Genomic DNA, 13588 nt, shown 5'->3' on the forward strand with positions numbered 1-13588 from the left:
CTGTGTCGTGCCCGCCAGTGTTGTCCCGCCGGCCGCTGACCGCACCCAGGTAAGACCTAGCAGCGCCCCCCTGCTGACCGGCCCGTCGCGGCCGTCCGTCGTCGCCCCGCCCCGGGGCCGACATCCCGCGCTCCGTCACCTCGCGTCGCCCGCCACCCGTCGTAACCCCCACCCTGCCCCCGCGTCACTCCCGGTGACGGACCTTCGTGCACCCTCACGCAGGTCCGCCTCGCCGTGCCCCGAGAGGACACCCCCCCATGGTCCCGAACCATCCCCGCCGTACGTCGCCCACAGCAGCCGCCGCCCCGGCCGTCGCCACGGCCCTGGCCGCCGCGCTCGCCCTGACCGGCTGCGCCGGACCCGACACCGCCGCGGGCGGCGCGCCCGCCGAGCCGACGCCGGGCGGCACGCTCCGGTTCGCGCTCGGGGCCGCGCCGCAGGGCGTGGACCCGCAGCAGGTCGGCTCGAACGTCAGCATCTACGTGGCGCGGCAGCTCGCCGACTCGCTCACGGACCAGGACCCCGAGACCGGCGAGATCCAGCCGTGGCTCGCGGAGAGCTGGGACGTCAGCGACGACCTGACCCGGTTCACGTTCCACCTGCGCGACGGCGTGACGTTCTCCGACGGCAGCGCGCTGGACTCCGCCGACGTCAAGGCCAGCTTCGACGCCGTCGCGGGCGACCTCGGGGCGAGCGCGCCGCTCGCGGCGAGCTACCTCGCGGGCTACGAGCAGACCGAGACGCCCGACGAGCAGACCGCGACCGTCGTCTTCGACGCGCCGAACGCGCAGTTCCTGCAGGCCACCTCGACGGTGTCGCTCGCGATCCTGGCCGAGGAGACGGCGGCGGTGGACCCCGCCGAGCGCCTGCAGGGCGACGTCGTCGGCTCGGGGCCGTTCGTCCTGGACAGCTACACGCAGGACCAGGGCGCCGTGATCACGCGCCGCGAGGGCTACGACTGGGCGCCCGCGTCGGCCGAGCACGACGGCGACGCCTACCTGGAGCGCGTCGAGTTCTCCGTGGTCCCGGAGTCCGGGGTGCGGGCCGGCGGGCTCGCGTCCGACCAGTTCGACGCCGTCGGCGACGTGCTGCCGCAGGACGTGCCGCAGGTCGAGGGCTCGGGCGGCGCGGTGCTGACCCGCGCCAACCCGGGCGTGCCGTTCGTGCTCCAGCCCAACCTGACCCGCGCGCCCCTGGACGACGTCGAGGTGCGCCGCGCGCTCCTGCTGGCGATCGACCGCCAGGAGCTGGTCGACACGGTGCTGTCCGACGCGTTCGAGCCGGCCACGGGCATCCTCGCGTCCACCACGCCGGGCTACGCCGACCTGTCCGACCGGCTCGCCTTCGACCCGGAGGAGGCCGGCCGCATCCTCGACGACGCCGGGTGGGCCCCCGGCCCGGACGGCATCCGCGAGAAGGACGGCGAGCCGCTGGAGATCGAGGTGACCTACACCCCGGTGTTCACCGGCAGCGGGCCGGTGCTGGAGCTGGTGGCCCAGCAGCTGCGCGCCGTCGGCGTCGACCTCACGCTCCGCCAGCTCACGGCCCCCGAGCAGACCGTCGCCCAGGACTCCGGCGACTACGACTTCTACTACTACAACGTCACCCGGGCCGACGCCGACATCCTGCGCACCCAGTTCTCCACCGCGCAGCGCAACCTCAGCCTGCGCGAGCCCGACGACGTCGTGGACCCGCTGCTCGACGAGCAGCTCGGCGAGGCCGACCCGGCCGCCCGCGACGCGATCGCGGCCGAGGCGCAGGAGGCGCTCCTCGACGAGGGCCTCGCGGTCCCGCTGTTCGAGCTGTCCCAGTCGATCGGGGTGCGCGGCGACGTGCACGGGGTCACCTTCGACGCCTCCTCCCGCCTGCTGTTCCACGACGCCTGGATCGAGCAGGAGTGATGGTCGCCTACGTGCTGCGCCGCCTCGGCGGCGCCGTCGCGGTCCTGTGGGCGGCGTTCACGCTCTCCTACCTGATCCTGTACCTGCTGCCCAGCGACCCGGTCGCGATCATGCTCGACCAGGGCGCCGGGGGCGAGCGCGTGGACCCGGCGCGGGTCGCCGAGCTGCGCGAGCGCTACGGGTTCGACCAGGGCCCGCTCCAGCAGTACCTCACGCTGCTCGGCCGCACCCTGACGGGCGACCTCGGCTCGTCCATCAGCAGCGGCGCCCCCGTGACCGGCCTCATCGCGGACGCGTTCCCCGAGACGGCCAAGCTCGCCGGCCTCGCGCTCGCGCTCGCCCTGGTCGCCGGGGTGGGGATCGCCCTGCTCGCGTCCTGGACCCGGGCCGCGTGGCTGCGCGACCTGCTGCTCGCGCTGCCCCCGCTCGGCGTCGCGGTGCCCGGGTTCTGGGTCGGCCTCGTGCTGCTCCACCTGTTCTCGTTCACCTGGTTCGTCTTCCCGGCGGTCGGCAACGAGGGGTTCGCCTCCCTGGTGCTGCCCGCGGTCACGCTCGCGACCGGCCTCGCCGCCGTCGTCGCGCAGGTGCTCTCCCAGGGCCTGCGCGAGGCCTGGGGCGCGCCCTACGTCGAGACGGCGTTCGCCAAGGGCTCCGGACGGGCCCGGGTGCTCGGCGCGCACGTCGTGCGCAACGGGTCGCTGCCCACCGTCACCGTGCTCGGCGTCCTGGTCGGCAACCTGCTGGGCGGCACGGTCGTGGTCGAGACGGTGTTCTCCCGCCAGGGCTTCGGCCGCCTCGTCGAGAACGCCGTGACCACGCAGGACATCCCCGTGGTCCAGGGGCTCGTGGTCGTCGCCGCCGCGGTTTTCGTGCTCACCAGCCTCCTGGTCGACCTCGTCCACCCCTTGCTCGACCCGCGGGTGCTCGCCGGCGCCCACGGCCGCACCGGGGGAGGCGCGCGATGACCCGGCCCCTCGCCGTGCTCCGCACGGGTCCCCTCGCCCTGCTCCGCACGCGGCCCGCCGCGCTGGTGGCGCTCGCGATCGTCGTCCTGGTCCTGGCCTGGGCGCTCGTCCCCGGCCTGTTCACCGGGCAGGACCCGATCACCGGCGTCCCCGCGGACAAGCTCCAGGCGCCCGGCGCCGCCCACTGGTTCGGCACCGACCACCTCGGCCGCGACCTGTTCTCCCGCACCGTGCACGGCACCAGCCTGTCGGTGCGCGCCGCGCTGCTCGCGATCGGCGTCGCCCTGGTGGCCGGGTCCGGCATCGGGCTGCTCGCCGGCTTCCTCGGCGGCCCCGTCGACGACGCCCTCATGCGCGCCACCGACGTGCTGCTCGCCATCCCCGGCCTGCTGCTGTCGCTCGCCGTCGTGACCGCGCTCGGCTTCGGCACCGTCAAGGTCGCGATCGCCGTGGGCATCGCCTCGGTCGCGACGTTCGCCCGCGTCATGCGCAGCCAGGTGCTGCGCGTGCGGCACGCCACCTACGTGGAGGCCGCGCGGCTCGCCGGAGCGGGCCGGGGCGCCGTCCTGCTGCGGCACGTCCTGCCCAACGCCGCCGGACCCGTGCTGGCGCTCGCGGCCGTCGAGCTCGGCGCCGTGATCCTCGCGGTCTCCGCCCTGAGCTTCCTCGGGTACGGCGCCACGCCGCCCACGCCCGAGTGGGGCTCCCTGGTCGCCGAGGGGCGCGACTACCTGGCCGTCGCCTGGTGGTACTCCACGCTGCCGGGCCTGGTCATCGCCCTGTTCGTGCTCGCCGTCGGGGTGCTCGGCCGGGCACTCACCCGCGAGACGAGGACGGACCGATGACGCTGACGACGCGGCCCGGCACGGGCACCCCTGCGACCGGCACCCCCGCTCCGGCGACCGCCGCGGGTGACCCCGCGCCGTCGGGCGGCCCGCTGCGCGTGCGCGGCCTGCGGGTCGCCTACGGCGAGGCCGAGGTGGTGCACGGCGTGGACCTGGACGTGCGGCCCGGCGAGGTGGTCGCGCTGGTCGGCGAGTCCGGGAGCGGCAAGTCCACCACGGCGCACGCCCTGATCGGCCTGCTGCCCGACGGCGGCCGCGTCACCGCGGGCGAGGTGACCCTCGGCGCCGGGCCGCGGTCCACGCCGCTGACCGGCCTGCTCCCCGACGCGTGGCGGCGGGTGCGCGGCGTGCGCGTCGGGTTCGTGCCGCAGGACCCGGGCACCGCGCTCGACCCCGTGGTGCGGGTGGGGGACCAGGTCGCCGAGGCCCTCGTGGTGCACGGGACGCCGCGCCGGGCCGCCCGCGAGCGGGCCGTCGAGATCCTGGCCGAGGTAGGGCTGGACCGGCCGCGCGAGCGGGCCCGGCAGTACCCGCACCAGCTCTCGGGCGGCATGCGCCAGCGGGTGCTCGTCGGCATCGCCATGGCGTGCGAGCCGGAGCTGGTGATCGCCGACGAGCCGACGTCGGCCCTGGACGTGACCGTGCAGCGCCGGGTGCTGGACCTGCTCGCCGACCTCACCGGCCGGGCCGGCACGGCCGTGCTGCTCATCACGCACGACCTCGCCGTGGCCGCCGACCGGGCCGACCGGGTGGTCGTGCTCAAGGACGGCGTGGTGGTCGAGGAGGGGCCGGCCGCCCGGGTGCTGGGCGCGCCCGAGCACCCGTACACGCGGGAGCTGGTCGCGGCCGTACCTGGCAGAAATAATGTGCCAAGCGCGTACGCGCCGGACGCCGGTGCCGAGGACGAGGCGGGCGAGGGACCGGCCCCGAGGAGGGCCGCCGGCACGGCCTCCGCCACCGTTGCCGCCACCGTCGCCGGGACCGTCGCTGACGGCGCCCGCACGCAGGACGGCGCCGCGGAGACCCCGTCGTCCGCCCTGCTGGAGGTCCGGGGCCTGGTCAAGGAGTTCCGCCTGGGCCGCCGCGAGCGGCTGCGCGCCGTCGACGACGTGTCGTTTGCCGTCCCGCGCGGCTCCGCGTTCGCGCTGGTGGGGGAGTCGGGGTCGGGCAAGTCGACCACGGCGCGCCTGGTGCTCGGCCTGGAGCGGCCCGACGGCGGTGCGGTCGAGCTGGACGGCGCGCCCGTCGGCGCCGACCGGGCGACCCGCCGTCGCACCCAGCTGGTGCACCAGGACCCGTACTCGTCGCTGGACCCGCGCTTCACGGTCGCCGCGATCGTGGAGGAGCCGCTGCGGTCCCACCGGATCGGCGACCGCGCCGAGCGGCGCGACCGCGTGGCGCAGCTCCTGCAGCAGGTGCACCTCTCGCCGGACCTGGCCGGACGGCGGCCGGCCGAGCTGTCGGGCGGGCAGCGCCAGCGGGTGGCCATCGCCCGGGCGCTGGCGCTCGACCCGGAGCTGCTCGTCCTGGACGAGCCCACCTCCGCGCTCGACGTCTCCGTGCAGGCCCGCGTGCTGGAGCTGCTGGCCCGGCTGCGCGCCGAGCGGGGCCTGACCTACCTGTTCATCTCGCACGACCTGGCGGTGGTGCGGCAGGTCGCCGACCACGTCGGGGTCATGAGCGCCGGCCGGCTCGTGGAGACCGGACCCGTCGGCCGTGTGTTCGACCACCCCGCCCACCCGTACACCGCGGAGCTGATCGCGGCGATCCCCGGTGCCCGCACCGCTGCGCAGCACCCCGACCGGAAGGACCTGACATGACCGAGGTACTGAGCAAGCCGGCGGCGGCCTCGCCCGACGCCGCCGCTGCCGACGACGCCGCCGCGACTGCCGATGCCGCCGCGCGCGAGCACGCCGCGTGGCGGTCCGCCCGCGAGCGCGACCTGCGTACGCCCCACGGCTGGCTGACCCCGGCGGCGCTGCTGTGGCCCACGGCCACGCCGGCGCGCCTGCCGGGGCTGCCGGGCGAGTGGTGGGTCGAGGACCGGGCGCTGTACACCCGCCCGGCGTCCGGCGACACGGCCACGCTGGTGGGGGAGCACGTCGAGCCCGACGGTCCGACGTCGGTCGTCGTGGGCGAGGGCCGCAGCCGGATCCTGGGCACGTTCCTGCCCCAGGGCCGCGCGGCCGGCGTCGAGCACGAGGTGGCGGTCGAGGTGGTGCTGCGCACCGGCCGGTACGCGGTGCGGCCGCGCGACCCGGAGGCGGCTACCCGCGCGGGGTTCGACGGCGTCCCCGCATTCGACCACGACCCGGCCTGGGTGCTGGACGTGCCCGTGCGCTGGTACGACGAGCCCGACGCGGTGACCGTGGGCGCCGCGCAGCCCCGCCTGGTGCACCACGTCGAGGTGTTCGGCGAGGTGGACGTCGCCCACGCCGGGACGGTCACCACCCTGGCGCTGACCGGCAGCGCCACGGAGCCGACCCTGCTGTTCACCGACGAGTCCGACGAGGTCGCGCCGTGGCGGGTCCTGCACGTCCGTGTCCCGGCGCTGGTCCCGGGGACGACGGCGGACGCCGCCGACGGCCCGGCCCCCGGCACGCTGCGCCTGGACCTGAACCGGGCGCTGAACCTGCCGTACGCGTTCACGCGGTTCGGCACGTGCCCCGCGCCGCTGGCGGGCAACCACCTGCCGTTCGCGGTCACCGCGGGCGAGAAGGCACCCCGATGACGGCGCTCGCCGGGCTGGAGGTCCGCGACGTGCACCTGTCCGACCCGCTGGTCGAGCCGCTGCTGGCGGGCCTGTCGGTCGAGTACCGCACCCGCTACCACGACCTGCTGACCGAGGAGCAGCACCGGGCCGAGATGGCGCACTACGCCGCCGAGGAGTTCGCCCCGCCCGTGGGCGCCCTCGTGCTGCTCCTGGAGCACGGGGAGCCGGTGGCGGGCGGCGCGTTCCGCCGTCGGCTGGAGCCCGAGCTGGGGGAGGCCGCGCGCCTGGCGCGCGCCGACGCCCGGGACGCGGACGGCGTCCCGGCCGTCCCCACGGCCGAGCTCAAGCGCATCTGGACCCACGACGCGCACCGGCGCCGGGGCCTGGCCCGGCGCGTGCTGGCCGAGCTGGAGACGCGGGCCCGCGACCTGGGCTACCCGCGGCTCTACCTGACCACGGGCCCGCGCCAGCCGGAGGCGGCCGGGCTCTACCGCGCGACGGGCTACACGCCGCTCACCGCGGCCGCCGCCGGCGAGCCCGCGCCCGCCGATCCTGCGACCGAGCAGCCGTTCGGCCCGCTCCCGTTCGAGAAATGGCTGACGACATGAGCGCCGACCTGGCCGAGGGCGAGTCCCGCCTGTTGTACCCGCCGCCCGGCCTGCCGCCGGGCGGGGACGGGCCGGCGCAGGCCGGACCCGCTGACGAGGACCTGCGTGTGGTCGCGGCCCGGCACCCGGGCCGCTGGATCGCGACCGCCGTGGTGGGCGTGCTGCTGGCCATGGTCGTCTCCTCCCTGGTCACCAACGACCGCTGGGAGTGGGACGTCGTGGCCCGCTACCTCACGTGGCCCTCCATCCTGGAGGGGGCGTGGGCCACGATCCGGCTCACGGTGACGGCGTCGATCGTGGGCTTCGCGCTCGGCACGGTGCTGGCCCTGATGCGGCTGTCCCGCTCGCCGCTGCTGCAGGCCGTCTCGTGGGCCTACACGTGGGTGTTCCGGTCGGTGCCGCTGCTGCTGCAGCTCCTGCTCTGGTACAACCTCGCCTACCTGTACCCGGTGCTGAGCCTCGGCATCCCGTTCGGGCCGGAGTTCCTGTTCTTCGACACGCTCGACCTGATCGACAAGTTCTGGGCCGCGATCCTGGGCCTCGGGCTGTCGCAGGCGGCGTACAGCGCGGAGATCGTGCGGGCCGGCATCCTCGGCGTCGACCAGGGCCAGCACGAGGCCGCGGCGTCCCTGGGCATCCCGCGCCACCGCCAGGTGCGCCGGATCATCCTGCCGCAGGCGATGCGGTCCATCGTGCCCACCGCGGTGAACGAGGTGATCGGCCTGCTCAAGGGCACCTCGATCGTGTACGTGCTGGCATACGGCGAGCTGTTCTACATCGTGAGCGTCATCTACGGCCGCAACGGCCGGGTGGTGCCGCTGCTCATCGTCGCCGCGATCTGGTACCTCGCGCTGACCACGCTCATCACGGTGGTCCAGTACTACGTGGAGCGGCACTACGCGAAGGGCGCCCTGCGCACCCTGCCGCCCACGCCCGTCCAGCGCGTGCGGTGGGAGCTCCAGGTCGGCTGGTCGCGCCTGACCGGCGCCCCCGTGCCCGACGGCGTCCCGCCCGCCTTCGCGGCGCGCGTCCGGGTGGGGCGCTGGGTCGCCCCGCGCGCCGGCACCACCACCAACGCCGGCTCCGGTACCGGCACGGGACCTCAGGGAGGTGCCGCATGACCGGCGGACTGCTGGAGATCCGGGGCGTGCACAAGTCGTTCGGCCTGCTGGAGGCCCTGCGGGGCGTGGACCTGACCGTCCGGCCGGGCGAGGTGACCGCGATCATCGGCCCGTCCGGGTCGGGCAAGTCGACCCTGCTGCGTGCCATCAACCACCTGGAGAAGGTGGACCGCGGGTTCGTGTCCCTGGACGGCGAGCTCATCGGCTACGCCCGGCACGGCAACACCCTCCGGGAGCTCACCGAGCGCGAGATCCTGCGCCGGCGCACCCGGATCGGGTTCGTGTTCCAGAACTTCAACCTGTTCCCACACCTCACCGTGCTGGAGAACATCGTCGAGGCGCCGATCTACGCGCAGGGCCGCCCGCGCGCCGAGGCCGAGGCGGAGGCGCGCGAGCTGCTGGCCCGCGTCGGGCTCGCCGACCGGGCCGACGCCCGGCCCCGGCAGCTCTCCGGCGGCCAGCAGCAGCGCGTCGCCATCGCCCGCGCCCTGGCCCTGCGGCCGGCGGTCGTGCTCTTCGACGAGCCGACGTCGGCCCTGGACCCCGAGCTCGTCGGCGAGGTGCTCGGCGTCATCAAGGAGCTCGCCGGCACCGGCACCACGCTCGTCGTCGTCACCCACGAGGTGGGCTTCGCCCGCGAGATCGCGGACACCGTCGTCTTCATGGACGAGGGCGTCGTGGTCGAGCAGGGGCCGCCCGCCGACGTGCTCGACAACCCCACCAGCGACCGCACCAAGGCCTTCCTGGAGAAGGTCCTGTGACGCCGCGCCCCGTCCCGACCCCTGTCCCAGCCCCAGCCCCGAGAACTGCCCCGAGAGGAACCATCGTGACCGTCTCCCGACGAGCCGTCCGCACCCGTCTGCTCGCCCTCGCCGCCGTACCGCTGCTCGCCCTCACCGCCGCCTGCTCGGCCGCCAGCACCGAGCGCCCGGAGGCGGACGACGCCGCCGGCCTCGCCGGGAACGCGCCCGAGTCGGCCGGCCTGCAGGTCAGCACCAGCCCCGACCAGGAGCGCGTCCGCACCACCGAGTCCGCCGAGGCCGTCGCGCTGCTGCCCGACGAGTGGGCCGACAAGGACGAGATCACCGTCGCCGTCAGCGCCAGCGGCTCCCCGCCCCTGGTCTTCCTGGCCGACGACGACAAGACGCCGATCGGCCACGAGACCGACATCGCCCAGCTCGTCGCCGACGCCCTCGGCAAGGACGTGAACCTGGAGGTGAAGGCCTGGGCCGACTGGCCGCTCGCCCTCCAGTCGGGCGACGTCGACGCCGTCATCTCCAACATCACCGTGACCGAGGAGCGCAAGGAGACGATCGACTTCTCCAGCTACCGCGTCGACGAGCTCGGCTGGCTCACCGCCGCCGACTCCGACCTGACGATCGAGAAGCGCGAGGACATCGCGGGCAAGGTCGTCGGCGTCGGCTCCGGGACCAACCAGGAGAAGATCCTGCTCGAGTGGGACCGCCTCAACCAGGAGGACGGGCTGGAGCCCATCCAGGGCCCCGAGTACTACGAGCAGCTCTCCGACGTGCTGCTCGCCCTCCAGTCGGGCCGCGTCGAGGCCTACGTGGGCCCCAACGCCGTGCTCGCCTACCAGGCCGCGGTCTCCCCGGAGGACTTCAAGGTGGTCGGCACCCTGAACGGCGGCTGGCCCGACACGGCGCAGATCGCCGTCGCCACCAAGAAGGGCGCCGGCGCCGCCGAGGCGGTCACCGCCGCCCTCAACCACGCCATCGAGGACGGGTCCTACCAGCAGGTGCTGGAGCGCTGGGGCCTCGAGGTCGAGGCCGTGGACCGCGCCGAGACCAACCCGCCCGGCCTGCCCAAGACCGAGGAGTGAGCCGCATGACCGAACCGACCACCGACCGCGCCACCCGGGTGCCCCTGTCCGTGCTGGACCTCGCCCTGGTCGCCGACGGCTCCACCGGCGTCGAGGCGATCCAGCGGGCCGTGGCGCTCGCGACCGACCTCGACGCCCTGGGCTACCACCGCGTCTGGTACGCCGAGCACCACCTCGCGCCCGGCGTCGCCTCCGCGTCGCCGGCGGTCCTCGCGGCCGCCGTCGCGGCCCGCACCTCGCGCATCCGCGTCGGCTCCGGGGCGGTGCTGCTGTCCACGACGTCGCCCCTGATCGCCGCCGAGCAGTTCGGCACCATCGCCGCCCTGCACCCCGGGCGGGTCGACCTGGGGCTGGGCCGGTCGTTCACGGTCCCGCCGTCGGCCCGCCCGGGTGGCGAGGGAACGCGGGCGGACGGCGCGCCGGGCGGTGCCGCCGCCGTCGTGCCGCCGCCCCGCCCGCCGGCGCCTGCCGTGCCCCGGCTGGTGGACGGGCTCTACGTGCCGCCCGCGCCGCCGAACGGGTTCAACGACCCCGCGCTGCGCGAGCGGATCCTCGCCCAGCAGGAGGTGATCGGCGTGCAGCGCAAGCCCGCCGACTTCCGGGAGGAGGTCGAGCTCGTGCTCGACGTCCAGCGCGGCACCTACCGGGACCGGACCGGCGGCGCCTACACGAGCCCGCCCGTCGAGGGCGCCCAGTTCGACCTCTGGCTCCTCGCGTCCAGCGGGGGCGAGAGCGCCCGCGTGGCGGGCGAGCTCGGCCTGCCGCTCGCGGCCAACTTCCACGTCAGCCCCGCCACCGTGCTGGACACCGTCGCCGCCTACCGGGAGGCGTTCCGGCCCGGCGTGCTGGAGGAGCCGTACGTCATCGTGTCGGCCGACGTGCTCGTGGCGCAGACCCTGGAACGCGCCCGCGTGCTCGCCGAGCCGTTCGCCGACTGGGTGCTGTCCATCCGGCGCGGCGAGCGCGGCGCCATCGCCTACCCGTCGCCGTCCGCCGCCACCGCCTGGACCGACCGGCCCGACGCCGAGCGCGCTCTCGTGGCCGACCGGGTCGACACGCGGATCGTGGGCGACCCGGAGACCGTCGTCGAACGGCTGGAGACGCTCGTGCGGGTCACTGGCGCCGACGAGCTGCTCGTGACCACCGCCACCCACGACCCCGCCGAGACGCGCCGCTCGTTCGAGCTGCTGGCCCACGCCTGGGGCGGCGCCGACCGGACCGCCGCCCCGGACACCGGGCGCGTGGCCAGCGGCGTCTGACGCGGTACCCCCACCGAACCGTCCCGGCACCGAACGAAGGAGAACCCCCATGCCCGTCGAGTTCCTCGGCATCGCCGCGACCAGCGACGCCTCCGAGACCACCGCACGCACCACCCGGCCCTTCGACCCCGAGTACCTGGTCCGCATCGCCCGCGCCCACGCGGACAACGGCTGGACCCGCATCCTGTTCGCCTACGGCTCCTCCGGCCCGGAACCGTCGGCGCTCGCCGCGCACGTCGCGGCGCACGTGCCGGACATCGAGCTGCTGGTGGCGCACCGGCCGAACGTCTCCTACCCGACGTACGCGGCCAAGACGTTCGCGACCCTGGACCAGCTCTCGGGCGGGCGCCTGTCCGTGCACTTCATCTCGGGCGGCAACGACCACGAGCAGGGCCGGGAGGGCGACACCCTCACCAAGGACCAGCGGTACGCCCGCACCCGCGAGTACATCCAGATCGTGAAGCGGGCCTGGACCAGCGCCGAGCCGTTCGACCACCACGGCGAGTTCTACGACCTCGACGACTTCGTGCTGGACACCAGGCCGGTCGAGGGCCACGTGCCCACCATCTCGTTCGGCGGCTCGTCCGAGGCCGCCTACCCGGTGGGGGCCGCCGAGGCGGACATCTACGCCGTCTGGGGCGAGCCGCTGGACCGCACCGCCGAGCAGATCGCCCGCGTGCACGCCGAGGCGGCCGCGGCCGGCCGGGCCACGCCGCCGCGCATCCACGCGGCGTTCCGGCCGATCATCGCGCCCACCGAGGAGCTGGCCTGGGCGAAGGCGCACCGCATCCTGGACCGGATCGAGGCGCGCAAGGCCGCCCAGGGCGGCGTGCTGAGCCGGCGCCACCCCATCGACAAGCCGGAGAACGCGGGGTCCCAGCGCCTGCTGGAGATCGCCGCCCAGGGCGAGCGGTTCGACACCGCGCTCTGGACCGCCACCGCGAAGGCGACCGGCGGCGCCGGGAACTCCAACGCCCTGGTCGGCACGCCGGAGCAGGTCGCCGAGGCGCTGCTGGCGTACTACGACCTGGGGGTGCGGGTCATCTCCGCCCGCGGCTACGACCTGCTGGACGACGCGATCGACTTCGGCCGGTACGTCATCCCGCTGGTCCGGGAGGGCGTGGCCCAGCGCGACGCGGCGGCGGCCGCCGCGGAGAGCGCGGCGGCCTGATGCGCTTCCAGGTCCTGGACATCGCGTTCAACCCGCCGCACCCCGTGACGGGCCGGGAGGTGCCGCCCGCCGACCGGCTGAACCGGATCGTGGACACCGCCGTGCTGGCCGAGGAGCTCGGGTTCGACTCCTTCGCCGTGGGGGAGCGGCACGCGGGCCCGGTGCTGTCCTCGGCCCCGACGGTGCTGCTCGGCGCCATCGCCGCCCGCACCTCCCGCATCCTGCTGTCCACGGGCGTCACGGTGCTGTCCCTGCACGACCCGATCCGGCTCGCCGAGGACCTCGCGACCGTCGACCAGCTCAGCCGCGGCCGGCTGGAGATCGTCATCGGCAAGGGCAACGAGGACCTCCAGTACCCGCTGCTCGGCCTGGACATCACCAAGCAGTACGAGTACCTGCGGGAGAACTACGAGCTGCTGCGGCTGCTGCTCTCCACCGAGGACGTCACGTGGGAGGGCCGGCACCGCCACCGGCTGGAGCACGCGACCACCCTGCCGCGGCCGTTCGCGGGGCCGTTCCGCATCTGGCACGGCTCGGCGACGTCGCAGTTCGCCGTCGACCTGGCGGCCGAGCACGGCGACCCGATCGTCACCGCCAACGCCCTCCAGCCCCGCGAGAACTACGCGGTGCTCATCGACCGGTACCGCGAGCGGTACGCGGCCGCGGAGCACGACCCCGCCTACGGGTTCGTGGGCGCCGGCTCGGGCGGGCTGTTCCTGGCCGACACCACCGAGGAGGCCGTGGAGCAGTACCGGCCGATCTACGAGGGTCAGGTGCGCCAGCAGGACGCGCGCCGGCACGCGCCGGGCGCGGTCGGCAAGGTGACCAGCTTCCGCACGCTGGAGGACGCCGTCGAGCGCGGGCCGGCGCTGGTGGGCTCGCCCGAGCGGGTGGCCGAGAAGATCCTCGACTACCACGGCTCGTTCGGGCACGTGCTGCAGTCGGTGTCCGTGAACCACCTGCTGGAGCCGGCCCGGCAGGAGGACGTGCTGCGCCGGTTCGCGGCCGAGGTGGTGCCGGTGGTCCGGGCGGAGGTGACCACCGACCTGTGGGGCCCGCACGACGACCGGCGCGCGGCCGGCTTCATGGCGTCGGACGCGCCGGCCACCGCGACCGCACCGGCCGGTGGCGGGCGCGGTGTGCTTCGTTGACACTCCTGGAGGAG

Annotated in this window: 12 protein-coding genes; all 12 read left to right on the plus strand. The window is 75.3% G+C overall.

Annotated features, from left to right (window positions below; genetic code table 11):
- Positions 1–257 precede the first annotated feature (257 nt).
- Positions 258–1901, plus strand: coding sequence for an ABC transporter substrate-binding protein (locus ACFV9Q_RS24825; protein WP_377236626.1), 1644 nt, complete (start codon positions 258–260; stop codon positions 1899–1901).
- Positions 1901–2866: an ABC transporter permease gene (locus ACFV9Q_RS24830; RefSeq protein WP_377236627.1), complete on the plus strand. Its 966-nt coding sequence runs from the start codon at positions 1901–1903 to the stop codon at positions 2864–2866. Before ACFV9Q_RS24825 ends, ACFV9Q_RS24830 begins: the two co-directional genes overlap by 1 nt.
- Positions 2863–3711, plus strand: coding sequence for an ABC transporter permease (locus ACFV9Q_RS24835; RefSeq protein ID WP_377236628.1), 849 nt, complete (start codon positions 2863–2865; stop codon positions 3709–3711). Before ACFV9Q_RS24830 ends, ACFV9Q_RS24835 begins: the two co-directional genes overlap by 4 nt.
- Complete coding sequence (locus ACFV9Q_RS24840; protein WP_377236629.1) at positions 3708–5531, plus strand: dipeptide ABC transporter ATP-binding protein; 1824 nt, start codon at positions 3708–3710, stop codon at positions 5529–5531. The genes ACFV9Q_RS24835 and ACFV9Q_RS24840 overlap by 4 nt, the downstream gene beginning before the upstream one ends.
- Complete coding sequence (locus ACFV9Q_RS24845; protein WP_377236630.1) at positions 5528–6442, plus strand: DUF1684 domain-containing protein; 915 nt, start codon at positions 5528–5530, stop codon at positions 6440–6442. The genes ACFV9Q_RS24840 and ACFV9Q_RS24845 overlap by 4 nt, the downstream gene beginning before the upstream one ends.
- On the plus strand, positions 6439–7032 hold the full coding sequence (locus tag ACFV9Q_RS24850; RefSeq protein ID WP_377228511.1) for a GNAT family N-acetyltransferase: 594 nt from the start codon (positions 6439–6441) through the stop codon (positions 7030–7032). The genes ACFV9Q_RS24845 and ACFV9Q_RS24850 overlap by 4 nt, the downstream gene beginning before the upstream one ends.
- Positions 7029–8153, plus strand: coding sequence for an amino acid ABC transporter permease (locus ACFV9Q_RS24855; protein WP_377236631.1), 1125 nt, complete (start codon positions 7029–7031; stop codon positions 8151–8153). The genes ACFV9Q_RS24850 and ACFV9Q_RS24855 overlap by 4 nt, the downstream gene beginning before the upstream one ends.
- Complete coding sequence (locus ACFV9Q_RS24860; protein ID WP_377236632.1) at positions 8150–8914, plus strand: amino acid ABC transporter ATP-binding protein; 765 nt, start codon at positions 8150–8152, stop codon at positions 8912–8914. The genes ACFV9Q_RS24855 and ACFV9Q_RS24860 overlap by 4 nt, the downstream gene beginning before the upstream one ends.
- A gap of 65 nt (positions 8915–8979) precedes the next feature.
- Positions 8980–9993: an ABC transporter substrate-binding protein gene (locus ACFV9Q_RS24865; protein ID WP_377236633.1), complete on the plus strand. Its 1014-nt coding sequence runs from the start codon at positions 8980–8982 to the stop codon at positions 9991–9993.
- Positions 9994–9998: 5 nt separating this feature from the next.
- Entirely contained in the window at positions 9999–11252 is a 1254-nt protein-coding gene (locus tag ACFV9Q_RS24870; RefSeq protein ID WP_377236634.1) for an LLM class flavin-dependent oxidoreductase, read from the plus strand.
- Positions 11253–11301: 49 nt separating this feature from the next.
- Positions 11302–12423: an LLM class flavin-dependent oxidoreductase gene (locus ACFV9Q_RS24875; RefSeq protein WP_377236635.1), complete on the plus strand. Its 1122-nt coding sequence runs from the start codon at positions 11302–11304 to the stop codon at positions 12421–12423.
- Complete coding sequence (locus tag ACFV9Q_RS24880) at positions 12423–13574, plus strand: LLM class flavin-dependent oxidoreductase (protein WP_377236636.1); 1152 nt, start codon at positions 12423–12425, stop codon at positions 13572–13574. Before ACFV9Q_RS24875 ends, ACFV9Q_RS24880 begins: the two co-directional genes overlap by 1 nt.
- The last annotated feature ends 14 nt before the right edge of the window (positions 13575–13588 follow it).

This window comes from Promicromonospora sp. NPDC059942 (assembly GCF_042731755.1).
Taxonomy (GTDB): domain Bacteria; phylum Actinomycetota; class Actinomycetes; order Actinomycetales; family Cellulomonadaceae; genus Promicromonospora.

Bases quoted from the DNA above. Each gene is read 5' to 3' on its own strand.
- ACFV9Q_RS24830 (WP_377236627.1), top strand. From the start codon at position 1,901: ATGGTCGCCTACGTGCTGCGCCGCCTCGGCGGCGCCGTCGCGGTCCTG.
- ACFV9Q_RS24875 (WP_377236635.1), top strand. From the start codon at position 11,302: ATGCCCGTCGAGTTCCTCGGCATCGCCGCGACCAGCGACGCCTCCGAG.
- ACFV9Q_RS24850 (WP_377228511.1), top strand. From the start codon at position 6,439: ATGACGGCGCTCGCCGGGCTGGAGGTCCGCGACGTGCACCTGTCCGAC.
- ACFV9Q_RS24835 (WP_377236628.1), top strand. From the start codon at position 2,863: ATGACCCGGCCCCTCGCCGTGCTCCGCACGGGTCCCCTCGCCCTGCTC.
- ACFV9Q_RS24845 (WP_377236630.1), top strand. From the start codon at position 5,528: ATGACCGAGGTACTGAGCAAGCCGGCGGCGGCCTCGCCCGACGCCGCC.
- ACFV9Q_RS24855 (WP_377236631.1), top strand. From the start codon at position 7,029: ATGAGCGCCGACCTGGCCGAGGGCGAGTCCCGCCTGTTGTACCCGCCG.
- ACFV9Q_RS24870 (WP_377236634.1), top strand. From the start codon at position 9,999: ATGACCGAACCGACCACCGACCGCGCCACCCGGGTGCCCCTGTCCGTG.
- ACFV9Q_RS24880 (WP_377236636.1), top strand. From the start codon at position 12,423: ATGCGCTTCCAGGTCCTGGACATCGCGTTCAACCCGCCGCACCCCGTG.
- ACFV9Q_RS24825 (WP_377236626.1), top strand. From the start codon at position 258: ATGGTCCCGAACCATCCCCGCCGTACGTCGCCCACAGCAGCCGCCGCC.
- ACFV9Q_RS24840 (WP_377236629.1), top strand. From the start codon at position 3,708: ATGACGCTGACGACGCGGCCCGGCACGGGCACCCCTGCGACCGGCACC.
- ACFV9Q_RS24860 (WP_377236632.1), top strand. From the start codon at position 8,150: ATGACCGGCGGACTGCTGGAGATCCGGGGCGTGCACAAGTCGTTCGGC.